At 44.1% G+C, this 24779-nt stretch carries 28 protein-coding genes; 17 read left to right on the top strand and 11 right to left on the bottom strand.

Annotation, left to right across the window (positions count from 1 at the left end; translation table 11 throughout):
* Positions 1-4: 4 nt before the first annotated feature.
* Entirely contained in the window at positions 5-1459 is a 1455-nt protein-coding gene (locus HQM15_06065) for a hypothetical protein (protein MBF0492329.1), read from the top strand.
* On the opposite strand, the gene HQM15_06060 is transcribed toward HQM15_06065, so the two are convergent.
* The 4 genes from HQM15_06060 to fliD are packed head-to-tail and all read right to left on the bottom strand — an operon-like array spanning position 1434 to position 4252.
* Entirely contained in the window at positions 1434-2009 is a 576-nt protein-coding gene (locus tag HQM15_06060; GenBank protein ID MBF0492328.1) for a PilZ domain-containing protein, read from the bottom strand. The two genes, HQM15_06065 and HQM15_06060, sit on opposite strands and share 26 nt — an antisense overlap.
* Positions 2006-2377 carry a hypothetical protein gene (locus tag HQM15_06055; protein MBF0492327.1) on the bottom strand — a complete coding sequence of 124 codons (372 nt, stop codon included), beginning with the start codon at positions 2375-2377 and terminating at the stop codon, positions 2006-2008. The genes HQM15_06060 and HQM15_06055 overlap by 4 nt, the downstream gene beginning before the upstream one ends.
* Complete coding sequence (gene fliS / locus HQM15_06050; GenBank protein ID MBF0492326.1) at positions 2377-2754, bottom strand: flagellar export chaperone FliS; 378 nt, start codon at positions 2752-2754, stop codon at positions 2377-2379. The genes HQM15_06055 and fliS overlap by 1 nt, the downstream gene beginning before the upstream one ends.
* 19 nt (positions 2755-2773) lie before the next feature.
* A complete protein-coding gene (gene fliD / locus HQM15_06045; GenBank protein MBF0492325.1) occupies positions 2774-4252 on the bottom strand; it encodes a flagellar filament capping protein FliD in 1479 nt (492 codons plus the stop codon).
* A gap of 444 nt (positions 4253-4696) precedes the next feature.
* Here fliD and HQM15_06040 point away from each other — a divergent pair, with 444 nt between their 5' ends.
* A complete protein-coding gene (locus HQM15_06040) occupies positions 4697-6196 on the top strand; it encodes a hypothetical protein (GenBank protein MBF0492324.1) in 1500 nt (499 codons plus the stop codon).
* A 91-nt stretch (positions 6197-6287) separates the two neighbouring features.
* Positions 6288-6584 carry a hypothetical protein gene (locus HQM15_06035; protein MBF0492323.1) on the top strand — a complete coding sequence of 99 codons (297 nt, stop codon included), beginning with the start codon at positions 6288-6290 and terminating at the stop codon, positions 6582-6584.
* 16 nt (positions 6585-6600) lie between these two features.
* Here the strand turns inward: HQM15_06035 and amrA are convergent, their stop codons facing one another.
* The gene (gene amrA, locus HQM15_06030; protein ID MBF0492322.1) at positions 6601-7143 is read right to left on the bottom strand and encodes an AmmeMemoRadiSam system protein A; all 543 of its coding nucleotides are present in this window, start codon (positions 7141-7143) and stop codon (positions 6601-6603) included.
* Positions 7144-7288: 145 nt separating this feature from the next.
* Here amrA and HQM15_06025 point away from each other — a divergent pair, with 145 nt between their 5' ends.
* Positions 7289-9487, top strand: coding sequence for a HEAT repeat domain-containing protein (locus HQM15_06025; GenBank protein ID MBF0492321.1), 2199 nt, complete (start codon positions 7289-7291; stop codon positions 9485-9487).
* Between the two features lie 27 nt (positions 9488-9514).
* Here HQM15_06025 and HQM15_06020 read toward each other — a convergent pair whose 3' ends face one another.
* Both HQM15_06020 and amrB read right to left on the bottom strand, forming a co-directional pair.
* Positions 9515-9661 carry a hypothetical protein gene (locus tag HQM15_06020; protein MBF0492320.1) on the bottom strand — a complete coding sequence of 49 codons (147 nt, stop codon included), beginning with the start codon at positions 9659-9661 and terminating at the stop codon, positions 9515-9517.
* Between the two features lie 73 nt (positions 9662-9734).
* Positions 9735-10553 carry an AmmeMemoRadiSam system protein B gene (amrB, locus tag HQM15_06015; GenBank protein MBF0492319.1) on the bottom strand — a complete coding sequence of 273 codons (819 nt, stop codon included), beginning with the start codon at positions 10551-10553 and terminating at the stop codon, positions 9735-9737.
* 45 nt (positions 10554-10598) lie between these two features.
* Between amrB and amrS the strand changes: the two genes are divergently transcribed.
* Complete coding sequence (gene amrS / locus HQM15_06010; protein ID MBF0492318.1) at positions 10599-11705, top strand: AmmeMemoRadiSam system radical SAM enzyme; 1107 nt, start codon at positions 10599-10601, stop codon at positions 11703-11705.
* Here the strand turns inward: amrS and bioD are convergent.
* The 4 genes from bioD to HQM15_05990 all read right to left on the bottom strand — a co-directional run bounded on the left by bioD (position 11702) and on the right by HQM15_05990 (position 15428).
* The gene (gene bioD / locus HQM15_06005; GenBank protein ID MBF0492317.1) at positions 11702-12400 is read right to left on the bottom strand and encodes a dethiobiotin synthase; all 699 of its coding nucleotides are present in this window, start codon (positions 12398-12400) and stop codon (positions 11702-11704) included. The two genes, amrS and bioD, sit on opposite strands and share 4 nt — an antisense overlap.
* Positions 12397-13728 carry an adenosylmethionine--8-amino-7-oxononanoate transaminase gene (gene bioA / locus HQM15_06000; protein MBF0492316.1) on the bottom strand — a complete coding sequence of 444 codons (1332 nt, stop codon included), beginning with the start codon at positions 13726-13728 and terminating at the stop codon, positions 12397-12399. The genes bioD and bioA overlap by 4 nt, the downstream gene beginning before the upstream one ends.
* Before the next feature lie 222 nt (positions 13729-13950).
* The gene (locus tag HQM15_05995) at positions 13951-14997 is read right to left on the bottom strand and encodes a virulence RhuM family protein (GenBank protein ID MBF0492315.1); all 1047 of its coding nucleotides are present in this window, start codon (positions 14995-14997) and stop codon (positions 13951-13953) included.
* Between the two features lie 11 nt (positions 14998-15008).
* The gene (locus HQM15_05990; GenBank protein ID MBF0492314.1) at positions 15009-15428 is read right to left on the bottom strand and encodes an SAM-dependent DNA methyltransferase; all 420 of its coding nucleotides are present in this window, start codon (positions 15426-15428) and stop codon (positions 15009-15011) included.
* Between HQM15_05990 and HQM15_05985 the strand changes: the two genes are divergently transcribed.
* The 12 genes from HQM15_05985 (at position 15374) to HQM15_05930 (ending at position 24777) form a co-directional block, all read left to right on the top strand.
* Complete coding sequence (locus HQM15_05985; GenBank protein MBF0492313.1) at positions 15374-16168, top strand: inositol monophosphatase; 795 nt, start codon at positions 15374-15376, stop codon at positions 16166-16168. The genes HQM15_05990 and HQM15_05985 overlap by 55 nt on opposite strands.
* 110 nt (positions 16169-16278) lie before the next feature.
* On the top strand, positions 16279-17745 hold the full coding sequence (rpoN, locus tag HQM15_05980; protein ID MBF0492312.1) for an RNA polymerase factor sigma-54: 1467 nt from the start codon (positions 16279-16281) through the stop codon (positions 17743-17745).
* 13 nt (positions 17746-17758) lie between these two features.
* On the top strand, positions 17759-18094 hold the full coding sequence (raiA, locus tag HQM15_05975) for a ribosome-associated translation inhibitor RaiA (protein MBF0492311.1): 336 nt from the start codon (positions 17759-17761) through the stop codon (positions 18092-18094).
* Positions 18095-18103: 9 nt separating this feature from the next.
* Positions 18104-18565 carry a PTS sugar transporter subunit IIA gene (locus HQM15_05970; protein ID MBF0492310.1) on the top strand — a complete coding sequence of 154 codons (462 nt, stop codon included), beginning with the start codon at positions 18104-18106 and terminating at the stop codon, positions 18563-18565.
* Positions 18566-18724: 159 nt separating this feature from the next.
* On the top strand, positions 18725-19693 hold the full coding sequence (gene hprK, locus HQM15_05965; GenBank protein MBF0492309.1) for an HPr(Ser) kinase/phosphatase: 969 nt from the start codon (positions 18725-18727) through the stop codon (positions 19691-19693).
* A 1-nt stretch (position 19694) separates the two neighbouring features.
* On the top strand, positions 19695-20564 hold the full coding sequence (gene rapZ, locus HQM15_05960; protein MBF0492308.1) for an RNase adapter RapZ: 870 nt from the start codon (positions 19695-19697) through the stop codon (positions 20562-20564).
* On the top strand, positions 20564-20968 hold the full coding sequence (locus HQM15_05955; GenBank protein ID MBF0492307.1) for a PTS sugar transporter subunit IIA: 405 nt from the start codon (positions 20564-20566) through the stop codon (positions 20966-20968). The genes rapZ and HQM15_05955 overlap by 1 nt, the downstream gene beginning before the upstream one ends.
* 50 nt (positions 20969-21018) lie before the next feature.
* The gene (locus HQM15_05950; protein MBF0492306.1) at positions 21019-21294 is read left to right on the top strand and encodes an HPr family phosphocarrier protein; all 276 of its coding nucleotides are present in this window, start codon (positions 21019-21021) and stop codon (positions 21292-21294) included.
* A gap of 4 nt (positions 21295-21298) precedes the next feature.
* Positions 21299-23095, top strand: coding sequence for a phosphoenolpyruvate--protein phosphotransferase (ptsP, locus tag HQM15_05945; protein MBF0492305.1), 1797 nt, complete (start codon positions 21299-21301; stop codon positions 23093-23095).
* Between the two features lie 108 nt (positions 23096-23203).
* Positions 23204-23443, top strand: a complete 240-nt coding sequence (locus tag HQM15_05940) for an exodeoxyribonuclease VII small subunit (GenBank protein ID MBF0492304.1) — start codon at positions 23204-23206, stop codon at positions 23441-23443.
* A 7-nt stretch (positions 23444-23450) separates the two neighbouring features.
* Positions 23451-24344, top strand: coding sequence for a polyprenyl synthetase family protein (locus tag HQM15_05935; protein MBF0492303.1), 894 nt, complete (start codon positions 23451-23453; stop codon positions 24342-24344).
* A gap of 1 nt (position 24345) precedes the next feature.
* Positions 24346-24777: a YjbQ family protein gene (locus HQM15_05930; GenBank protein ID MBF0492302.1), complete on the top strand. Its 432-nt coding sequence runs from the start codon at positions 24346-24348 to the stop codon at positions 24775-24777.
* The last annotated feature ends 2 nt before the right edge of the window (positions 24778-24779 follow it).

The following is a 24779-nucleotide window of genomic DNA, read 5'->3' as shown; positions in this document are numbered from 1 at the left end:
TATTATGCTAAACTCTTTTTTCACAACTCATGAAGACCTGCAAGATTCAGAGATCCTTTTACTCTTTGCCAAACAGGTACGCCGTGGTTTAGGAAAATTGGAACCCCTTCATCAATATTTATTGGAACAATCCTCGCTGCCACAAGATCAGATTGAATTTCAAAAAATGAAGGAGCTTTCAGATTCGCTGCTGGCAACCACACATTCCCTGATGGATTTTTTGGAGAAGGACAATCCGGCCAATGAAGAAATCCCTTTTAGCCTGAGAACCAGCCTGGGCAAAATCATCCAACTCTACTCCCATCTTTTTTCAGAGAATCAGGGAAGTTTTGAATTTTTGATTCCTCCACTTATTCCCGACACTTTACTGGGATCTCCCGCTCAACTCAAAAGAATCGTGAGCCTGTTTTTCGCTCAGGGACTTGTCTGCAAGGGCCCTGTGTACGGCACTCTCCAGGAAGAGCAAACGCAGAAAGAATCCCTCCATTTCATATTGGAAATACCTGGAAAAGAAATGGACCTCAAATTGGACACGCTTCGTCTGGAAAATTTTCTCTATCAAAAATTGGTTAAAAAAATGGGGGGAAGAAACTGGATTGAAAGTGGCCCAAATACTTTTAAACTGCATCTGGAATTGCCGGTAAAAATTCATCCGCTTGTGGAAGAACCTGAACAAAGACGCTTTAGTCTAGCGGGCAAAAAAGTACTGGTAATCGACTCCCCTTCAGGATCTCTTCAGACCCTTTCCCAACTCATAGAATCCTGGAAGCTAGAAGTCCTCTATACCCCACTGCCTGAGGAAGCCAGAAAGGTCCTCTCAAGATCTACCCAAGAAGGCCCTCCGCTAGATTTTGTCATCGTCGAAAAAGAATTGCTGGGGCAGTCCGCCTTTGAGTGGCTTCTGGAAAAATCGACCGAAAGAAAAAATATACCCTTCATCCTCATCACCTCCAGCCCTGAAAGGGGCGACGCCGCCCTTTGTATTCAACATGGAATCCAGGCCTACTTGACACAACCCCTCCATGGCATAGAGTTGTGGGAGGTGTTGCAACATTTGCTGAATCAGGGCAAGACGGCCTCCAGCCCACTTCTAACACGACATGTTTTGCTTGAACGAGATAGACACTTTAAAATCCTGGTCTGGGATCCAAGAGAAAAAAACCGTGAAAAATTTATGCAGCTCAAAAAACAGGGGCACGCCCTTCACGAATTGAAAGACTCTAACGAACTTCCCTCCAAACTCAAACAGACAGCCTATGATTTGATTCTGATCGACTTCGAATCGTTGGAAGAGGGCTTTAGGATTTCTGACCTGAGAAGTATTGCCAGAAACCAGCGAACCCCCATTATCGGGCTCAGCAGAAAAGGAGCCTTACCAAAAGACGAAGGCTTTGACGCCTTGCTCTCTTCTCCAATCCGGGACGAAGACCTATTCAATCTGCTGGGACAGTCTTCTTGATAGTTTTTTTTCTTTGAAGCTGATTTACAAATTTAATCAGACTCTGCCGAGAGGGTTCTGAGACATTATGAAATGCAATTCCCAAAAGGTAGTAATTTTCGCGGATGCTATGAGGATTGCAGTGAATTACTTCGCAGAGAAGGGAGACACTTTCAAAAGGGTAATCCGGAAAAGTCATCAGGCAGATCAACTTCTCCCCTTTTTCAAAAGGGTGATCGGTTTCCAGATCTAGGCCTGAAGCCGAGATGTGGACCCATTCTTTTTTTGAACGAGGGAGCTTTCGCTTTTTGCTTTGTTCGCTGTACACTGCTTCCATAACCATCAGCAACTCTTCAAAAAATTCTTCCTGTGCGGGTTTTTGATATTGCAGGCGCGAGCGAAAATTCATGAACTTCAATTCGATAGGATCTAAGGATTCCGGAAGTTCCTCTCCGGGAAAGCTAAAAATACGCTTATCCTTGTCCAATTTTTCCAGACGAAGATAGACATAACCCTGCGCCCGGAAATATTGGCGATTATTTGGATCCTCTTGTCGCTTTTCAGGACTCATAAAGACATCTGAAAACTGGAATCGGAGGGAGAATAAAACTTTAAAACATGAGAGAGTTTAGACAACTGGGAGGCCACCTTCTCTTTTTCTTTCTCTAAGGTTTTGCTCAAGGCCCTCATCAAGTTCGAATTCTTTCTCGCCTGTTCCAGCAACTTTTCATTGAGAAGTTTATCTTGCACCGGATTTTTTTCCAATTTTTCCATACTCAATTCACAATGCCCAGCAATCTCTTCGAGTTGTTTCCACGACTGCATTAACTCTTCAATGGGACGCTGTTGAATTTCGCAGGAAAACTGTAGGCCCAAAATATAATAGGTTTCCATCTCGTTCAAAAGATCTCCCGCTACATGAAGAGAAGAGTTTTTCATTAGTTTCTTTCCGCAAGCTTTTGCCAGCTTTCGTGCAGAGGGCTCAAAACAGACAAAACGTTTAAAAAATGTTTGCTGGGATCAGACACCCGAGTAGACTGAACCAATTCCGATACAATGTAGGCATAGAGTCGTTCCAGATTTTTGGCGGGCTCCCCTCCCTCTTCAAGATTCAAGTGGTCCATCAAAGCCGAAGCAATATTCATGGCCTTAATCGCCGCCTCTTTGCATCGGATGGTCTGGGCGGTCCGAAAATATTCCTGGGCCTGCTTCACACGGGTAATCATCCCCTCATAAAGCATCACCATCAACATCTCGGGTTTTGCACTCAAGATACGATCTCGAAGCACATTCTGATAACTTGCCAGATACTCCATATTTCCTCCTGATCAAGGGTTACAAAAGCTGGTTAGCACTACTCGAATAGCTTGTAGTAAAGGCATCCACGGCACTTTGCTGAGACTTCAATTTGCTCATGACAATTTCCAGATTATTAAATTTCGCCTGGAGCTGTGCAGTATAACTGTCGAGTGTTGTTTGCCTCTCTGCGATAAGCTTATTGAGATTGGTAATCTGCTCATCATAGATCTGTTGACGCAGATACATGGTCCCATTCACCTTGGTGGCGGCGTCCATGTAATTATAGATCTTCTTGGCAACACCTTGAGTGTTCGTATCGCCCTGCAACAAGAGCTGTACATCAGTGGGATTGGACTGCAAGGCAGCAGTCAGTTTTGCGGAATCTACGGTTAGCGCACCACTCGAATCGGCAGAAACACCTACCTGCGCGAGCGACTTGTAATTATGCCCCGCAAAACCAGAAGTAAAACTATACATCATACTGTGAAGCTGACTATCCATGGTCTCCAGATTCATGTCTGCACCCAAAGGGCCATAGCTTTGAGTACTGGGATCGTAGGCGACCAAAGACTGTAGGGTGGAATGAAGGGTATTGTAGGCCGTGGTAAAGGCGGTAATTTTGGAAATAATGGCTGCAGTGTCCGACTGCACACTTACTTGAATCGTATCCGTGGTGTTGGTGCCTAACAAACTGAAGCTAACCCCAGAGATCGCAGAGCTAACCGTATTGGTTTTACTGGTGAAATCTACCCCATTTAATTTATAGAGGGCGTTTTGAGGTTGATTGGCAGCTGCAGCAGATGCCACCGCATCTACCGTTAAACTCGTAATCGAAGCCAGATTTTGAGTAATGGCTGTGTCGCTACCCGTATTTTTAGAAGTAAGCACCAATCGATAAGGGCTCGTGCTTCCATCATTGATGATAGTTGCCGTCACACCCACATTTGCATTGTTGATGGCAGCTTTGATTCCATCGAGGGTGTTGTTGGAGGCATCAAGGGTGATGTTGGTCGTACCCCCTTTATAAGTAATAGCCAGAGTACCTGTCCCAAACTGGGTCGTAGAAGTATCAGCCACCCCACTAAAAATAACCCGATCCGGCTGAGCCAGTTGGCTAATGTTTGTGATATTATAGGTTCCATTGACGGCCTTGCTCGAATCGACGCTGATTACAGAAACTGCGCTATCTAAGGAAGAAGTGGCCTTCTTGACGTTGTAGGCGGTATTGGTGGGATCTTTTAAGGCCTGAGCCGCTGAAGTAAAGGCATTCATGGAAGTAGAAAGGGTGCTCAAAGCCAATTTCTTTGCCTGCACGCTTGCCAGGGTACTTTGAGGTCCACTCATTAATTGAGTTTGCCGCGCCTGAGTGAGTTGCGTAATGATTGTCTGAGTATCAAGGCCTGAGGAAAGCCCATTGAAGCTGATGACTCCTGTCCCTGTCGTTGCACCCGCACTTGGAGTTGGAGTCGTAGTTGGAGTCGTACTTGTTCCCGTCCCTGTAACTGTTCCGGCCATATTATTTTCTCCTTCATTTTTCCCGAACGGCATCTTTCACTAAATATTTAGCTAAAATTCAACAAAGATGAATTTATTTGATTATTGTAACAAGTTGTTGGGGATAAAAAAAAGAAATAATGTACAAAATTATTATTTTTATTTTCTGAATTCCCACTTTATTTAACAGGGCTTAACAAGGCTTTCAGTCTATGTCCGCAGAATGCAACTGATCAATAATTTTTGAAAAAAACAAATAGCTTCCCGTACAGAGGTGCTCTCCTCCTTACTATATAAAAAGAAAAAAACAAGGCCGCTTTGAATCAAACGCAGCACCCGCACAAAAATAAACTTAAAGTTTATCGCACTTGTTCCGTCCAATTGGAGTGAAGCGAGAAAAATATCGGATCATAGAAAACGAATTTTCTCAAAAAATAAAAACAGAATTTAACAAGGAGAATTGTCATGGGATTAAGAATTAATACAAACGTATCTGCCCTCAGAGCTCAGAACAATCTGGCTCAAACCGGCAAAAAATTAAGTGCCACGATGGAAAGACTTTCTACAGGTCTTAGAATCAACCGCGGAGCTGATGACGTGGTAGGTCTGTTCAAGTCGGAAGGCTTACGTAGTAATATCCGAGGAATCACCGTCGCCGAACAGAACATTTCCGGTGCCTCCAACCTATTGGGTGTTGCTGAAGGGGGTCTTGCTCAGCTGACAGACCTCACTCAAAGCATTCGTGAAAAAGTGGTTCAGGCGGCCGATGCTACCATTTCCTCTGCAGACCGTTCAAACATTACTACTTCCATTAACGATCTCTTGAGCGAATACAGCCGCTTAGTAGCCGCGTCATCATTCAATGGAATCAAACTCCTAGATGGAACTTTCACTAACAAGGCCTTCCAAGTGGGATCTGGAGCTGCAGATCAAATTAGCACCAGTATTACAAACACAGCCAGTTCTTACATTGGTCAAATAGCCATAAAGACTATTGCTGCTTTCTCTCAGATGACTGCCGTCGCAGTAGATTTTACCAATATTACAACAATTACGATTGGCTCAACTGCCATTGGGGTTTCATCCTTTTCTTCAGATGGTGTATCCAACGTTGAAAGTACCAACAGTGCCATCGCCGTTGCAAATGCCATCAACTCAGTTGCTGGGGCCGCTACAGGTGTAACTGCAACCGCATTAGCTAACGTCGTCACTTTAAATTATTCCAACACTATCAGCGCCGCATTTGGTGGAACCTATAGCTTGGTGAAATTGAATGGGGTAAGCTTAGGTCTGGCAGGAGGCATCAGCAACTCAGACGGAGATGCCCAGACAGTCACGGATGCCATCAATAGCGTTTCCATCCAAACCGGTGTCTCGGCTACGATTGATACCACTGCAAATACTATAGTGCTTAATGCTTCTGACGGAAGAAATATTGACTTCCAATATATAAACTCAAACAACGCTAATGATAGTGCCACTAACTTCATGGGTGTTACTATCTTGTCGCAAGGCTCGGCCAGCAATATTGGATTCCGTTCCAGCGTTCGATTATCCGCTGATAGTTCCTTTACTATAACTGATGCTACCAGCGCATTGCTATCAACATCAGGTTCGGCATTAACCGTTTCACTCACCTCAGCATTGACTCTGAGTACCCTAAACGTTAGCAGTGTCAGCAATGCTCAAACGGGCCTGTTTATTCTCGATAACGTCATTAAACAACTTCAGACAAGGCGAACCGACGTCGGTTCAAAGGTGAACCGTTTCAACACCGCCCTGGCGGAAATTCAAACCCGTAAGGAAAATCTTACCACCGCGGAATCGACTATCCGCGATGCAGATATCGCCAAAGAAACCGCAGACCTTACTTCCGCCCAAGTCTTGCAGCAAGCTGGCACGCAGGTACTTGCGAAGGCAAATAGTCTGCCTCAAATTGCACTCGAACTGCTCAAGAACCTGTAAGCGCGTAGTTCTTAGAAACAAAACGGCATTCCAGAAATGGAATGCCGTTTTTTTATTTCAGTTTCATCCTAAAAAATCCGTTGTTCAGATTATGGAGATGAAGATTATTCCCATCCAAAGCAGCCCCATTGTCAGACTTTCCAGAACCCTAGTTCGAAGAAGGCAAAACAAGATTACTTCAGTAGACAAAAATAAAGAAAGCAGCCTTGTCGCCAAGGTGTTCAGCGAAGATGAACTTTATTTTGAAATGGCCGCGGAAGATCAGGAAGACGCCGAAGGCTATTCCCTATTTTACGGATCCAGTTCTAGTTCTAAATTACTTAAACTTTATCAAAAAATCCTGAAATTAAAATTCCCCTATTTGAGAACCCTGGATATTTATACTTAATTTAAATACTGACCCGTTACCTAATCTCCTCCACCGTATAGCGATGCACCGTCAGACTGCTCGACCAATAATTTTGAGGTAGGCCTGCCTTGAATTTGAGCTGGGTTAAAAATTCTTTCGCGTTTGAAATCTGCTCCCAAACCGAAGGCAAAAAAGTTCCTCGTCTTCTTCCTTCGCTTAAAATAAGTCCGTCTACTCCTACCCGAATTTGTTGGAGCAAGGCTTCTTCTGATTCAAAGTGCATGCGGATGGGGACAGACAAAATGGAAATGGAAATTTCAAGCAAAGGAAATTCTTGAGGGCTGACGGGTTCAAAGCGCGAATCTTGAAAGGCGGCGGCATAGGCATTTTCGGCCACATCCACCACCAGAGGACGAAGGGCCTCGAGCATGCCGATGCAGCCTCGCAACTGTTGCTGAAGATGCAGGGTGACAAAGGTGGCGCGGATTTCCTGGAGTTCCTGGGGAAAATCTTGGAGCTTCACAGCCAGCGGGTTTCCGTGTTCGAGGCCATGAGCAATGGATTTTTTGGCAATGTCCAAAAGAGTATTTTTATTCATAAATCCTTCAAGACTGAAAAGGGGTTAACCAGCTCCGCAGGGATGGATAAAACAGGAAAAAAATAAAAAGTAAATAATCCAATTTCGCCTGTCATAAAAAAACATACCTTTTTGTCATACGAATTATGATAGACTTTTGGAACTTATGCCTATCAACAATCGGCTCGCTATTATTCTATTTGGTATAATTGCTGGGGCGGCGTTTACCCTCAACCTCATTGGTTCACAAGCCTTTCTCCTCAGTGTTACGGAACCTATTTATACTTTTCACATCAGTATTTTCTCGGGGATTTCTCTTTCATTTTTTTTGGCGCATTTTCGATTAAAAAAAATGAAATTTGCCACTTTTTCCATTTTTTCCATTTTTATTTACTCGTTAGCACTTCTTTTACTTATCCTCGTTTTTCACTCTCCTTTTTTGAAAGCCCTTATTTGGTTTTTTCTTGCCTGTTATGGGATCGCATTTTTTCGGTGGATAGGCACCGAACTGGTGATGAATCACTTGGATCCCGCAAGATCCCAGCCCTATTTTTCCTACCTTGCCAGCTCTTTTGAAATTGGAGCCTTGTTGGTTATCATTTTTTTGAAGCTATCCAAATTATCCCTGACACCGGACCAGATGATTCTCACGGAAATTTGTATTTGCCTGAGCCTACTTTTTTTTACAGCGCTTCAATTTTATCCGACCAAAAATATTGAAATTAAATTTTCAAAAAAAATGGATGAGGCACCCATTTTAAAAACGGATATTTTCAAGCATTTAAAAGTTGTATTCCTAGTGGTTTCACTTGGGTTTGGCGCGCTTAAAATTTCGGAAGAATATTTGGTAAAGTTGGTTTTAAAACAGGAGTTGCATTCTTTTGAAGCCATTAAAAATATGACGATGGATTATATCTTTGTTGCAAGTGCCCTTGTCATTCTTGCCAGTTTAACCACAGGGCGTTTAATCCAAAGAAAACGTGTTTCACCTATTCAACTCTTTCACATTCAAATTTTTAGCTTTTTAATGGTGAGCGTACTTGCCTTAGTCACGCAGTCGTTTTATGCCTTTATTTTCCTTGAGATCACCAAACGGGTAACTGAAAATTGCCTTTACCTCCCTTCCAACCAAATGATTCTTTTTTCTTTTGTAGGTCATTTCAGAAACAAGCTTCGTTCTTTACAAAGTTTTTTTTACTATACCGTTGCGGGAATTCCTTTCTTTTTCATCCTTCCTTACGCACAACAGTTGGCTCCTTTGCATCAAAGAAAATTCATTTTAGGAATTATTCTCGCGTGTCTGATTCTTGTTTTTCTTGCTGTCCTGCGATTTAGACGAAGATTTATCCAAACCATGTATCAATTCGTGGAAGCAGGACATAAAACAGCGGCCATTATTGCGGTTCAGGCTTTATCTTTTTTACGCCCAAAAAGTTATCTCAAAAAAATGAAAAACTTGTTGGAAGGAAATCCCAAAAAATTACTTCGAAAAACAATTATCTTAGGACTTGGTTATTCCCAGCATGAAGATTCTCTGGAAAATATAATGAAAGAATTTCGCTCAGACAAAGAAGAGATTCAAATTGCTGTTCTAGATGCATTGAGTGTCTCCCAACAGTATGGGGCCGTTCAATTCATGATCAACGTAATATTAGCCCAAGAGAAAGTAAAATCCCTCCGTGTACGCCTCAACGCTACGGCACTCTTGGTCAATATGTATGGAAAAAAAGCCATCCCCTTTTTATTAAATGGGTTGGAAGATTCGGATGAGCGCCTCATCGCCAACACACTTGAAACTCTTAGTCTTTATAACGACAAGTCCCTTATCCCTTATTTTAAAAAGCATCTCTCTTCCTCTAATAACCGAGTGAAAGCCAATGCCTACATGGGCTTGGCACGCTTCAGAAGCACGTACTCACTGTATTTAAATTTTGTTCAAAAAACTTTAAAAGAACAAACACCCGATTTGCTCGGATCTGTTTTATATATCATCGGACAAGTAAAAGACTTCCGTTTCAAAAAGGAGGTAGCTCAGCTCAGTTCTTCAGCGCTTAGGGACGATCCCATGATAAAAAGATGTCTGGCTTGGGCCCTCTCTCAGCTGAGAGATCCTAAAGGATTTGATCTTTTTGGCGAACTCTTTGAGACTCCTTTTCAAAAAGAGAAGGAAGCACCGTTTATGCATTTTTTTTCCCAACTTCAACAAGAACAACGCTTTGATATAACGAAGCATCTTGTAAACACTCGAGGAACAGATAAAACGTTTATAAATAATATGGGAGATCATCTAAGATATTCAAAATTTGATTTTCACGAGGAAATTGAATATTTTCATTTAATCAGAAGTGCTCAGAAGAAAACTTAGACATGCGTCATTATTTCATCAGAGTAGTTAAGGACATCGACCAGAAGATAATGCGGGGGCCAGTTCCATTCCTTGAATTCCAAATTTCACGACGACGGGATTGCTGACTGTAGCGCCATTGGCGGGTTCTACAATGAATATCTTGGCCCCTGTGGGAGATTTTGCCCTGGGCAAATTGATCGAACTTGAAGGGGCAGTTTAAGTGGCGACGTTTTCTTTTGAATAGCCTGTATTCAAAAGGGTTAAGCTAAGAATTGTTGCAAGAGTAAGTATTTTCGTTTTCATAGAAATAGAAGGCTCCATATCCTACCACCCGATTTTTATCCCCCGCGGTATCGCCCGAATTTCTCAGGGCCAGGGTTTTTACCTGGAGATGTTTTTTTTGAGCCTCCAGTAATAGCCCTCGAAGTGGGAAAAATCCGCAGGCCTGATCGTCTTGTAGTCGTCTCCAATCCAGTTTTTCAATTTTATCCGCCGTGGCACGATCTATTTTTTGAGCGCTTGCGTAATCCAGATAATGACTCAAGTCGGAGCTCACTACAATTAAAGTTTCCTCTCCCCCCCATAATTTTTCCAAAACCTCCGCCACGGCTTCGGGGCTGCTCCAACCCACCACCAGCGGCGTCAGCTTGAAATCTCCCAAGGCCATTTGTAAAAAGGGAAGCTGCACTTCCAGGCTGTGTTCTCCCTGATGGGCCTCGTCCAAGCGAACTACTTGCGGAAGATTTTGAATCAGTTTCAGCTTTTCCTGATCGATACCAATACGCCCCAAAGGAGTTTCGAAATAATCGGCACTGGGGATGGCCAGGCCTTCAAATCCCAAACGGTGTGCCGGCCCTAAAAGCACTACCTGTTGAATGGTATGAGAGAGGGAAAACAAGGTTTTATAGGCCGAAGCAGCAATGGGGCCCGAATAAAGGGTGCCTGCATGAGGAACAATCATGGCCTTGGGCCTTGCTGTGCTGTCAGGGGCCACTTGAAAATAATGACCCAACTCCTCCCTTAATTCTTCACTTTGGGCAGGGTAAAAAGAACCCGCGACCGAGGCTTTTTGAATTTTAATCATAAAATCTCCCTTGTTTTTTGTCTTTTGCTTCTTATCTTGCCAAACATGGCAACTCTTCAGACAAAATCAAGGGACACTTCTTCATGGCCCACAAAATATTGGCATCTCCTGGAGGATGGGCGTGTGCAATGCGACGTTTGCCCCCGGGCCTGCAAACTGCAAGAGGGCCAACGGGGCCTGTGTTTTGTGCGAGCCTGCGAAGGACAGCAGATTGTTTCAAAAACCTATGGTCGATCCAGCGGTTTCTGCGTGGATCCTATTGAGAAAAAGCCACTCAATCATTTCTACCCTGGAAGTTCCATCCTTTCCTTTGGAACCGCGGGCTGTAATCTTTCCTGCCAGTTCTGCCAGAATTGGGACATCAGCAAATCGCGCGAGATGGATACCCTGCAGGATGAGGCCTCGCCGGAGAAAATTGCCCAAAGTGCCAAGGAGCTGGGTTGTCGTTCCGTGGCCTTTACTTACAATGATCCGGTGGTGTTTATGGAATATGCCATGGATGTCGCGCAGGCCTGTCGGGAACAGGGAATTAAATCGGTTGCAGTGACCGCAGGATATATGTGTGCGGAGCCCCGAAAAGAGTTCTATCAATATATTGATGCCGCCAACGTGGATTTGAAGGGTTTCACCTCTCGTTTTTACAGGGAGCTGACCAAGGGAGATCTGCAGCCTGTGTTGGATACCCTCGTTTACTTAAAAAAAGAGACCGGCGTCTGGTTGGAAGTTACGACTTTGCTTATTCCCGGAGAAAATGATTCGGAGGAAGAATTGGAAGAAATGACCCAGTGGTTTTATGAAAATCTGGGCCCGGAAGTTCCCTTACATGTTTCGGCCTTTCATCCCGATTATAAAATGAGGGATAAAATACATACGCCTCAAACAAGCCTAAGCAAGGCAAGAGAAATTGCCCAAAAAAATGGCCTCTTTTATGTCTATACAGGAAATGTACAAGACGAAGAGGGCCAATCGACCTATTGTTCGCAATGTCACACAAAACTCATCGGGAGAAATGGGTACCAGCTCACTTCCTGGAATCTGGACCCCCAGGGAAAATGCCAGAACTGCGGAACAAGGTGCGCAGGTTTTTTTGATCGCGCCCCGGAAAATTGGGGAGCGCGAAGGAAAAGGGTGTTGCTATACGAGGCGGGTTAACTCCAGAAGGAATGTTCTAAAAGAATTTTTTTTGCCTCCTCCGCAAGCACAGAAACTCGAAAAGGTTTTTGGATAAAAGGAAAAACGCCCAGTACGGGAACTGAGGTCCATTCTCTTAAGGTTTCTAGATTATACACAGCGGAAGTATCCACTTCCGCCTGAGTTTGATTCAAGATCAGCCCCAACACCTCCACCTTTTCTCTTTCCAAGTGCGCCAGGCTTAAAAGCGTGTGATTCAGGGTTCCCAGTCCATTGCGAACAATCAACAATACCGGGATTTCTAACTTTTGAATCAGGTGGACATTATTTTGTGCTTTACCCAACGGCACCATCAAGCCGCCCGCCCCTTCCACCAAGGTGATTTCATGGCGCGCTTCTATTTCTAAAAATTGTCTCTTAATTTTTTCTAAATCGATTTCCTTGTTCTCCAACTGAGCCGCCAGACCAGGTGCTAAAGGCGCTGCAAAGCGATAGGGATTAATCTCTTCAAGGGAATCGGACGAGGCGGACATTTGTTTGAGAAACAGGGCATCGGCAGGGATCAATTCGCCCCGTTCATTTTTGGAACAACCCGATTCACAAGGCTTAAAAACGCCCACATTTATTTTTTTTGACCGGAGGAAAGCCGCAATCGCTGCCCCCACCAGGGTCTTGCCTACGTTCGTATCGGTGGCCGTAATAAAAAGAGATTTCATCCGCAGACCTCGTCGATGGATTCTTTTAAAACCTTCACCAACAAATGGATTTCTTCTTCCGTAATCGACAAGGGCGGCATCAAGACGATGACGGAACCCAAGGGTCGTATCACCACTCCTTTTTTTCGGGCCTGTAAAATGACGCGGTTCCCGATGCGTTCGGCGAGTTCATATTCTTGATTATTTTTTTTATCTTTGATCAACTCTACTCCTATCATGAGGCCCATTTGACGCACTTCTTTGATATGGGGATGGTTCGGAAAATCCGCAAGCAGCTCTTGAAACAATTTGATTTTTGGCTGAAGGGCCTCGATGGTTTTTTCTTTTTTAAAAATTTCCAGATTGGCCAAGGCCACGGCACAGGCCAGAGGATTACCGGTATAGGTATGGCCATGGAAAAAAGTCTTGAGTTGCACATAATCGGTATAAAACCCCTCATAAATTTCCGGAGTCGCTAGCGTGGCTGCCAGCGGCAAATAGCCACCGGTAAGCCCTTTGGCGACACACATCAAATCGGGTTGGACTTGCTGATGTTCGCAGGCAAACATCTTTCCCGTGCGACCAAAACCGGTAGCCACTTCATCCACGATCAGTAAAACCCCATATTTTTGAGTGAGCTTCCGCAGTTTTTCAAGAAATCCTGGGGGCTGCAAAAGCATGCCTGCCGCCCCTTGGATGAGAGGTTCTATAAACACCGCTGCAATCTCCTGGGCCTTTTCTTTCAAGAGATTTTCGGCCCAGACCAGATCAAAATTCTTTATTTTATAGGACTGAAACAAGAGTTGTTTGTAGACCGAATGAAAGAGATCAATCCCTCCCACACTCACCGAACCAATCGTGTCCCCATGATAGGCGTTTTCAAGCGTGACAAATTGCGTTTTCTTTTGGGTCTCGGGCTTATTCTGAAAATATTGATAGGCAATCTTCAGGGCAATCTCCACGGCCGTAGAACCCGAATCGGAATAAAACACCTTCTTTAAATTCTGCGGAACAATTTTCAACAAGGCCTCGGCCAGCAAGAGTGCAGGGGTATTGGAAAGCCCCAGCAAAGTAGAGTGCGCAATTTTATCAATCTGTTTTTTTAAGGCCTCATCCAATTCCTTCTTACGATGCCCATGCACCGTCACCCACAGAGACGAAACCCCATCCAGATATTTTTTACCTTCAATATCGATGAGCCAGTTTCCTTCACCGCTTTCAATAATGAGAGGATCTTCGGCCTCGTATTCCTTCATTTGTGTAAAGGGATGCCAGAGGCATTCGTGATCGAGATTTTTCAGGTTTTGGCATTTGATAACGTCGCGGATTTCGTTATCTTGGAGTTTCATAGAACTGCCCTTATACTTTACTGAAATTCAAATTCAATCGTTTATCTACTTCAAAGCAACCTGCAATTGTGTAAGAACTGAGACTATTATTTAGCAACGAAACAAATGAGGAAAATATGGAAAAGGAGATAATTGTAAAGCTTCACGGGGAGTTTGAACAACAGGCCCGTGTTGAAAATGACGTGGAGTATTCAAACCACCTTCTTAAGCAATTTACACGGATCACTTTTTAGTAATAGGTTTTCTGCTCTTACCCACCTTAGTTTCAATAGCCTTCAAGTCTTTGTCGTCTTCAAAGGCCTCTTGTTTCGATTCTTGAAGCAAGCGATTTTGATGATAAATTTCGTATTGATGCAGTGCCAGTTGATCGGCAACAGCCTTGGCAACTTTTCCAGAGTTATTCAGAATATCGCGTTCATTAAATTTGAGAAAGGCGTCCAACTTTTCGCGCCAGTCTTTCATGAAAATTTGTTTATGGCGACGGGCTTGGTCCTCGGCATAATCTAGATACATAGTCACAATACGATTGAGTTGGGATACTTCTTCCTCGCTCAGATAATTTTTAGCGATAGTGACATCGATCTTGCGAATTTTAGCGCCTTGCCAAGAGGTCAATCCCATGTTCGCTTTGGAAGCGTTGGCCCTTTCAGAAATCAGCTCTGCCGCGGTTTTTCCCGATATCGCGAAATGCAGCTTATTCTGGACAATCTGGAAGAATTCCAGTGTTTCTTCAGCCTTGGGATCATAATCCGCAGCCAGTTTGTAGATATCCCTAATTTTTTGGTAAAAGCGCTTCTCGCTGGAACGAATATCGCGAATCCGCGCCAGCATCTCGTCAAAATAATCCGATCCGATATTGGAGACCTGCTTCAATCTGTCATCATCCATAGTGAAACCCTTGACGACGTATTCGTTCAAACGCTCAGTCGCCCAGCGGCGAAATTGAGTGCCTCTCGAAGAACGAACCCGGTAGCCTACGGAGATAATGGCTTCAAGATTATAGAATTTCGTCTGGTAATTTTTTCCGTCCGCGGCAGTTGTCAAGTGATCCTTGACAACTCGAAACTCATCCAACTCGTTGTCTTCAAATATATTTTTAAGATGTAGACTGATGTTTTGCTTCGTGGTTTGAAACAATTCCGCCATGCCTATTTGAGTAAGCCACACCGTTTCCTCGGCTAACTTCACCTCAAGTTTTGTTTGCCCATCCTCAGTTTGATAGAAGAGAAGTTGACCTTGAGCATCTGTTTTTGAAAGGGATTGGGTCATAAAGTTTTTTTCTACGATTGAATTCGCTCCAGATTTTCTAGAATCCTTTTATTCAATATTGTTTCTTCTTTCATTTGATCTTCAAGCTCGGCCTTCAATTGGCTAAAGCGTTCGGCAAAATCAAAATCATCCTCCACATCTTCTAAACCCACATAACGCCCAGGGGTTAAGACGTAATCGAGCTTAGCGACTTCTTCGATGCTGGCTGATTTACAAAAGCCTTTTATATCTTGATACTCATTCCATGGCGCATGGCATACGATCAAGTAATCTGCATTGAAACCCCAGTTTGCTAGAACCGACCTATACTTCCTGAAATTCAAATTCAATTGTTTATCTACTTCAAAGCTGTCACCAATTGTGCAAGAGCCTCGATATGAATATCCTCCTCCACACCGCCATCCCCCTCGCTGAACAAGCCGCTTTGGCAATTACACAACTCACTCGAAATTCCACTAAAGACCAACGCAAGGCCGACCATTCGATTGTGACCGAAGCGGATTTTATCGCGAACCAGATCATTGTCGAAGGCTTGCAAAAGGCCTTTCCGGATCATGCCATCTTAAGCGAAGAAACGGGGCTGAGTGGAAATATAAACTCCGAATATGTCTGGGTGATTGATCCTCTGGATGGCACCAAGGCCTATGCCAAAGGGATTCCGGGTTATTCGGTGATGATAGGCCTTTTGAAAAATAGAAAACCCTATCTGGGTATCGTGAAAGATCCCTTGGAAGGGCATCTGTATGCCGCGGTAAAGGGAGAGGGAGCCTCGCATACCTGGAAAGGTAGAAAACAAGGGCTTCGAGTTTCTTCGAGAAATCTCATCCAACAAATGCCGCTCATTCTCTCACCCGGATTTCCTGAAAACGAATTGAATGAAATTCGTCAAAAGCTGACCGGTCCGCTCATCCCTCCCATCAACAGCGTAGGCATCAAGGTCGGCTTATTAGTTCGACAGATCGGTGACATTTACCTCAATCATCATTCCGTCAGCTATTGGGATACGGTGGCCCCCCAGATTATTTTGGAGGAGACAGGGGGAGTGTTTAGCACTTGGGAGGGCAACGAGTTGAAATATGACCTAGAAAAAGCGATCTATGATCACGGAACAAAAACAATAGCGAGTAATAATCAAATTCATTCCTTCATTCTGCAAAAAATTTCGTCTTAACCCAGAAAAAAGTTCTGCATATTTTTGGGATAAGCGGCAAGATCCGTTGCCCCTTAGTAGTCATTGACATTCAAGAACCAGGCCACTAACATTTCCCCAGGTTTACTCTTATGGCCCTAGAGATTCGACAAAATTTAAAACTTTCTCAACGCCTTGTAATTACTCCGCAATTACAACAATCCATCAAACTCCTTCAGCTTACGCGTTTAGAATTACTCGAAACCGTTCGGGAAGAACTCTTAGAAAATCCCGTGTTGGAAGAAGTCTCTGAAGGGGAAGAAATAAAGGTAGAGCATAATCCTGTAGAGGAATTTCAGGAGAACGAAAATCCTTTGGAGAAAAACCCGGAGGCCCCCAGCGCTGAGGTAATGAATCAAAAAGAGGGGGAAATTAAAGAACCCAAAGACTTTGACTGGGAAAACTACTTTAATACCTACAATAATTCCTCGGAAGGGTTTTCCTCTCCTCCAGAGGATGCAACCACCTTTGAAAGCACACTTTCCCAAAAAAGCAACTTGAACGAGCACCTGATGTGGCAATTGCAGCTCTCTAATTTTGATCCTGAGCAGGAAAATTTGGCCGCTTTGCTAATCTCCTCTATCAACGAGGACGGTTATCTACAAGATAGCCTGGAAGAACTTTCAGATAAGGCAAACTGTGCCGTTGAAACCCTGGAAACCGTTTTGGAGAAAGTACAAAAATTTGATCCCCCCGGAGTAGGGGCCCGAACAGTCCAGGAATGTCTCTTGCTACAAATTCGTTATTTTGGTTACGAAAAACAGGCTCTGGAACACATCGTTAAAAATCACCTCCACGAACTCGAACGCAAAGATTATCGCAACATCGCAAAAAACATGAAGATCAGTCTCGACAAGGTGATTGAGCTGGCTAAGATCATCCACGAATTAGAACCCAAACCAGGCCGGTCTTTCTCCGATAGTTCAGCGGAATATATCACCCCGGATGCCTACATCTACAAGATTGGAAGAGAATGGGTCGTGGTACTCAATGAAGATGGTCTGCCCAAGCTGCAAGTCTCCTCTTTCTATAAAAAACTCGCCCATACCGAGCAAGCCAAGGGAGATGCCAAAGATTACGTCCAAAATAAGCTGCGTTCCGCCGTGTGGTTGATCAAAAGCATCCATCAACGCCAGCGAACCTTGTATAAGGTTGTCAAAGCTATTCTTAAGTTTCAGCGTGATTTTCTGGAAAAAGGAGTGGAGTATCTGAAACCCATGGTACTCAAGGATATCGCCGAAGAAATTGAAATGCATGAATCGACTGTTTCTCGGGTCACCACCAATAAGTATCTACATACACCTCGTGGTCTTTTTGAATTGAAATATTTTTTTAATAACGGAGTCTCCAATGAAGAGGGCAATTCTATTGCAAGCGAATCGATCAAAAACAAGTTGAAGCGAATTATCGAGCAGGAAAATCCTCGATCTCCTTATTCGGATCAGCACATTGTGGAATTGCTCAAGCAATCTAAAATGGATTTGGCACGTCGTACGGTTGCAAAATATAGAGAGATGCTGGGAATTCTCCCTTCATCAAAACGTAAACAACTCTTCTAAAGAGGAGGCTCTTATGCAGATCCACGTAACTTTTAGACATCTAGAAACCTCGGAGGCCCTTCGCGACCATGCGGACAAGAAAATGGAAAAATTCAAAAAATATCTTCATGAGCCCATCGAGGTTCATTTGGTGTTTTCAGTTCAGAAAAAAATCCATCAAGTGGCGGAGGTGACGATAAAAGCCAAACATTTTCATTTTCATGGGATAGAAGAATCGGAAGACATGTACACCTCCATCGACAAGCTGGCTTCAAAAGTGGAGCGGCATTTAGTGAAACATAAAGAAAAAGTAAAAGATCACCGAGCCCTTCCCACTCATGAAGCCGCCCCTTTGCTGTCAGAAAATTAGAGTAGGCCCATGAAACTCACCCAAATTTTCAGTTTAGAATCTATCCTCCCTCAATTGAAGGCCAAATCCAAAAACGAGGCCATGGGTGAGATTGCGACGAAATTGGCCGGTTTGGAAAGTGGTCTGCACAGAGAACAGATCCTCTCCGTATTGATGGAGCGTGAAAAGTTGGGGAGCACCGGTATTGGAATGGGGGTGGCCATTCCCCATGGTAAATTGGCCGAGGCAAAAAAAATCGTCGCCTGCTTTGCTCGCAGCACTGCTGGGATTGATTTCGAGGCCCAGGATGGCGAACTGGTTCACCTGTTTTTTGCCATCCTGGCCCCTGAAAATGCAGCAGGGATGCATCTGAAGATATTGGCTAAACTTTCCCGTCTGTTAAAAGAAAAAAACTTTCGAACCGCCTTGCTGCAAGCAAACGATAAGGCCGCACTTTTTGAACTGTTTTCACAAGAAGAAGAGTCATTTTGAGCTTAACAAGCTTTGCTTCCCGCTAATTCCCCTCCCCCTTGAGGGGGGAGGGTCAGGGAGAGGGTGATTCCGAGTGTACTTATAGTTCCACCCTCTCTCCAGCTCTCTCCACTTAAGGGAGAGAGGGTTGCAGAGTGAAATCAGGTTACGGAAATACACATGATTGGCATATTGGTTGGAGACCTGCTTCAAGACCATGATTATCAATTAGGGCTTAGTCTGGTCTCGGGAAAGAAAGGTCTTCATAAAAAAATAAATATTCCGCGCATTCAAAAGCCCGGACTTGCCTTGACCGGTGACGTTTCTAACCTGCATTCCGGGCGTGTCCAGGTGTTTGGAAAATCTGAAATTGCCTATCTCAATTCCTTGAACCCTAAAAAAGTAAGGGAAATTTTAGGAAAGATTTGCGCAGTGGAACTTGCCTGTATTGTGGTGAGTCGGGGGAATAAAGTTCCTGTCGCCTTGTCTGAAGAAGCCGAAAAAAAGCAAATTCCAATTTTTTCCACTCAGCTACTTACCAGCACTTTTATTAATCGGGTTACCAAATTTTTGGAAGATAAACTCACCGCCACCACTTCCATGCATGCGGTACTGGTAGATGTTTTGGGAGTGGGTGTACTCATCGTTGGAAAAAGTGGTATGGGAAAAAGCGAATGCGCCCTCGATCTGGTGCTACGCGGACATCGCCTGGTGGCTGACGACGTGGTGGAAATTAAGAAAAAACCTCCTGCAACCCTTTCTGGAAGAGGATCCGGGGTGATTAAACATCACATGGAAATCAGGGGGCTGGGCATCATCAACATCAAGGATTTATTTGGCATCGCTTCCACGCGTGATCAAAAAATCATTGAGATGGTGGTGGAGCTGGTCGAGTGGAACCCTCAGGAAGAATACGACAGGTTGGGTATCGATGAACAAAACTACAATATTTTGGAAGTCAAAATCCCTCATTTGAAAATTCCGGTGCGACCCGGAAGAAACATGACAACGCTCATCGAAGTGGCAGCCAGAAACCATTTGCTCAAAATCAAAGGCCATTTTTCCGCCCGGGAATTTCAAGATCGGCTGCAACGTGAAATTCTCAAAAAGGAACATTTGAACCAGTTTCTATGGAATTCATTGGAATAAAATGACCAAAACCACACCCCAATCTCTCTTACTCATTACCGGACTTTCGGGTGCCGGGAAATCCACCGCAATGAGCTTTCTAGAAGACTGGGGTTATTTCTGCATCGACAATCTTCCTACGGCATTGGTGCTTCCCTTGCTTCAAAAAGAATTTCCAAAGAAAAAATTCAGCCAATTGGCCATTCATATGGATGCTCGAGACCCCGATTTTTTTTCATTTTTTGAAGAAAAAATTCCCCTCTTGAAAAAGGAATTTCCTGAACTGAAAATTCTTTTTTTTAGCGCTTCTGAATCGGTGCTTACCCGACGTTTTTCCGAAACACGGCATCTGCATCCCTTGGCAAAAAAAGGAAATCTTCAGGCGGGAATTCAAAAAGAAATCCAATTTTTTGAACCCATCAAACAACTGGCAGATCGGATCATCGATAGCTCTCGGCTGAACGTCCACGAGCTGAAAAAACTGCTCAAGCAATCTTTATTCGTGGAGAGCCAATCTAAAAAAATTCCCATTCATCTCATTTCTTTTGGTTTTAAATTTGGTCTCCCTTCCTACAGCGATCTAGTGTTTGACCTTCGTTTTTTGCCTAACCCCTATTTTGAAAAAACTCTTAAGAATAAAGATGGGACCGGTAAAGCGGTACAACACTTTGTGTTTTCGAATTCCGAAAGCCAAAAAATGATTCGTAAGCTACAAGGATTATTTGCTTTTTTAAGCCCCCGCTATTCACAAGAAGGCAAATCCTATCTAACCGTCGCTTTTGGTTGTACGGGAGGTAAGCATCGTTCTGTAAGCTTTGTTGAATATTTTAAAAGTTTTTTTCATAATAAGGGGCATCCGGTAAGCTTGGAACATCGTGATTTGGAGCGATAATGAATATTGGAATTGTTCTGATCAGTCATGCTACACTGGCCAGCGAGATCAAAAAAGTGATAGAATTCATCCGAGGGGAGGAGTCTTCCTTTTTATGTGTGGATGTGGAAGATTCAGATCACACCGAAGGCATCAGAAAAGAGCTGGAAAAGGCTATAAAAGAGGCCCAGCGGGGGGACGGGGTCTTGATTTTAAGTGACCTCTTTGGCGCAACCCCCAGTAATTTGTGCTTGGGTCTGCTTAAAAAGGGTGAAGTGGAGTTGATTTCTGGTTACAATCTGCCCATGCTTCTGAAGTTGAGTCAGATACAACAAAACTTAAGTTTAGAGGAATTACTTCTCTTTTTAACAGAATACGGAAGAAAACATATTTTTTGTCCTACACGACAGTGCCCGACTCCTTGAGTCTGAACCCCTGGCAACCGCGCAGGATAAGTCTTTGATAAAGGACCCCTATGAATCCAAAATTGGAAAAAACCCTGGTCGTTAAAAATAAATTAGGCTTGCACGCACGAGCCGCCGCACAGCTGGTAAAAACATTGAATAGTTTTCGCTGTGAAGTTCAACTGGAGGCGAACGGCCAGAAAGTAAATGCTAAATCAATTATGGGGGTACTCATGCTCGCTGCTTCTAAGGGGACCTCCGTAAAAGCTTTTTTTGAAGGAGAGGATGCAAAAGAAGCCTTGGAGGCGTTGGTTTACCTATTCGAAAATAAATTTGGAGAAGAATAGAATTGTGAACACAAAAGGCAGAGAAAAACCTATTCGGAAATCCCTTCACCTGAAGGGAATCGCTGCCGCTCCTGGAATTGCCATGGGACAAGCCTTTGTCCTGGAGAAAAGCCCACTCCAAATTCCGCAATACTGGATTCCCGTCAAAGAACTGAATTCGGAGATTCAGCGCTTTCAGGAAAGCATTCTCAAAATTAATGAAGATTTTCTGAGAATCAAAGAAAGGCTCTGCAAATATGAGGGCCAAGCACAGATTCATATTTTGGAATCTTATGGGATGATTTTGCAGGATGAACTCCTCGTCCAAAACACCATTGATCATATCAAAAGTGAACACATTAATGCAGAATGGGCCCTGCAAAAAACTCTCACACGCATCAAGAGCGTTTTTTCAAACTTCGAAGAGTCTTATTTTAGGGAACGCCAGTCCGACATCGATTATATCGGCCAAAAGATCATTGAACATCTGGTGGTGGGAAACACCCAGGAACCCATGTCCAATCTCCCTCTCAATTCCATTCTCGTCGCACAGGACTTGTCTCCTGCAGAAACTTCGGAGCTTCACAAATACCGCATCAAAGGTTTTGTCACCGAAGTGGGGGGAGAAACTTCCCACACGGCCATTGTCTCCCGTGCCATGCATTTACCGGCGGTATTGGGTTGTAAGCAAATTACCCAAAAAATAAAAAATGGGGAAACCCTCATCCTGGATGGTGAAGCGGGAATTGTAATTTTACATCCTGGCCCCGAGGAGCTGGCTCACTATCAATCTTTGCAAAAAGAAAGTGTGCAGGCCGACAAAAAACTGCTCAAGCAAATTCATCTTCCTACAGAGACGCTTGATCATTTTCGTCTTCATTTGTTGGCCAATATCGAATTGGTAGAGGAAATCGATTCTCTCAAAATGCAGGGTGCCGAGGGAATAGGCCTGTTTCGCACCGAATTTTTATTTTTAAATCGTGCGCAGGCCCCTTCGGAAGAAGAACAATTCCAGATCTACAAAAAGGTAGTAGAGTCGGTTTATCCCCTACCAGCCACCATTCGTACCCTGGATATTGGGGCAGACAAGATTCCTACCCAGCACAAATATAAGAGCGAACCCAATCCTGCTCTGGGTTTAAGGGCCATACGATTTTGTCTGAAGGAAAAAACTCTTTTTAAAGCCCAATTGCGGGCCCTTTTGAGAGCCAGCGTTTTTGGACGACTGAAGGTCATGCTTCCCATGATTTCTTCGCTTTCGGAAGTGGCTCAAGTCAAAAAACTTCTTGAAGAAATCAAGGAAGAACTCTCCGCCAAAAAAATCGATTATGATCCTCATCTGCCCTTGGGGGTGATGGTGGAAACCCCTTCCGCGGTTATTCTTGCTCGCGAAATTGCCCGTGAAGTAGATTTTCTGAGTATCGGAACAAACGATCTGATTCAATACAGCCTGGCTGTAGATCGCATCAACGAAGGCGTTGCCCATCTTTATAAGCCCTTGCATCCTACCGTTTTACGTCTCATGAAGATGACTGTACAAGCCGCTCAGGAAGCCCACATCCCAGTAGGAGTCTGCGGCGAAATGGCCAGCAGTCCTTGGTATATTTTAATCCTGCTAGGCTTGGGCTTCAGTCAATTGTCGATGAATGCCCTGTCTATCCCTCGAGTGAAAGGAATGATACGCGCACTTTCTTTTCGTGAAGCCAAGGCGGTTTTTGAACACGCCCTTACTTTTGAATACGAGCAAGATCTGGAAAGTTTTGTGCGTAAAGAACTCAAGCGGTTAGTGGATGTAGATGCCTTGAAGATTTCGAGGATATAGAGGTGCCCTATAAATTTGAGTTCCTATTTTTCACCAGACGCTCGGCCCAAAAATAGTGTCAAAACTTTCAAATAGACTTTCCCTATGGCTTTATCCTAAAGGGCTTAAATGCCCAAAAAAGAATCTAAAGAAATTAATTTCGAAATGGCCTTGGCGCAGTTGGAGGAAATCGTTAAGAAAATGGAACAAGGGAATTTAACTCTTGATCAATCTCTCAAACTTTTTGAGGAAGGCAGCAAGCTGGGTCAATTTTGTGAAAAGGCCTTGCAGGAAGCCCAGGGGAAGATTGAAATATTGGTGAAGGATCAAAATGGCAACAAAACCAGGGTAGCCTTTTTGTCGGAATGATTCAGCCATGTCTACTTTTGAACTTAAAAAATATCTGGTCGAAAAGAGAGCTTCTGTCGAAGCTGCCCTTGAAGAATTTTTGCCCGGAGAAAAGCTTTGGCCCTATAAACTTCACGAGGCCATGCTCTATAGCATTCGGGCAGGCGGAAAAAGGCTGAGACCGATCTTGACGATTGCAGCTTGCGAGGCCCTGGGAGGAAAACCCGAATGGGTGATGCCTATCGCTTGCGCCTTGGAGATGATTCACACCTATTCGTTAATTCACGATGACCTGCCGGCCATGGATGACGATGACTTACGCCGTGGGAAACCCACCAATCACAAAATGTTTGGAGAAGCCATTGCCATTTTAGCGGGCGATGCCTTGCTCACCGAGGCCTTTCGCATCATGACGCGCTTTCGACATCCTCAAATTCAATTGGCAACCTTACTCGAAGTGGTGGAAGAGATTGCTGATGCCTCTGGCTCTCAAGGAATGGCGGGCGGGCAAGTGGCCGATTTGGAAAGCGAGCATCAGCAAATTAGTTTGCAGGATTTAGAGCGATTACACCGTCACAAAACCGGTAGGCTCATCAAGGTATCCCTTGAATCGGGAGCAAAATTGGCTGGGGCCAAACCAGATCAATTGGCGGCTCTCAGTAAGTATGGAGAATGTATTGGCCTTGCCTTTCAAATTGCCGACGACATCTTGGATATCGAAGGGGGCGAGGAAATTGGAAAAGATGTGGGCTCCGATCTCGAAAAAGACAAGGCCACTTATCCGCGTCTGATGGGAATGGAAGCCTCAAAAAAATTAGCACAAAAGCTCATCGAAGAGGCCCTAGAGTGTTTAACCATTTTTGATGAAAAAGCCGAACCGCTTCGAGCCTTGGCCCTCTATATTATCCAAAGGAAAAATTAGTATGCCTGCAAGATATGCGGAGTTGGTTTTTGAAACAACGGAACCGCTTCAAATCATTGATATCAGCACCCAGGTCCAGTGGGTTTTTCAGGAAAGTAATGGCGGAGATTGTGATTTACTGCATTTAGCCAGCCTTCATACCACTTGTGCTCTCATAATCAACGAGCGCTGTGAACATCTTCAAAAAGATATGCTCGATTTTTTGCAGCGTTTGACCCCTCCCCAAGTCTCTGAATATCGCCACGATAAAATCGCTATCGACGGCCGTCCCAATACTCATAGCCATTTGTTGGGGATGTTGTTACCGAGCAGTCAAACCTTAGTGATCAAGAAAAGGGAAATTCAATTAGGCATTTGGCAGTCCATTTTTTTAGTGGAGCTGGATGGCCCTCGTAAGGAAAGAAAAATTCAGCTGAGTTTTTTTCAAAATTAGTG

This window comes from Deltaproteobacteria bacterium (genome assembly GCA_015233135.1).
In the GTDB taxonomy this organism is placed as follows: Bacteria; UBA10199; UBA10199; order JADFYH01; family JADFYH01; genus JADFYH01.
Note: the sequence above shows the minus strand (reverse complement) of the source record. Positions and strands in the feature narration are given on the sequence as shown.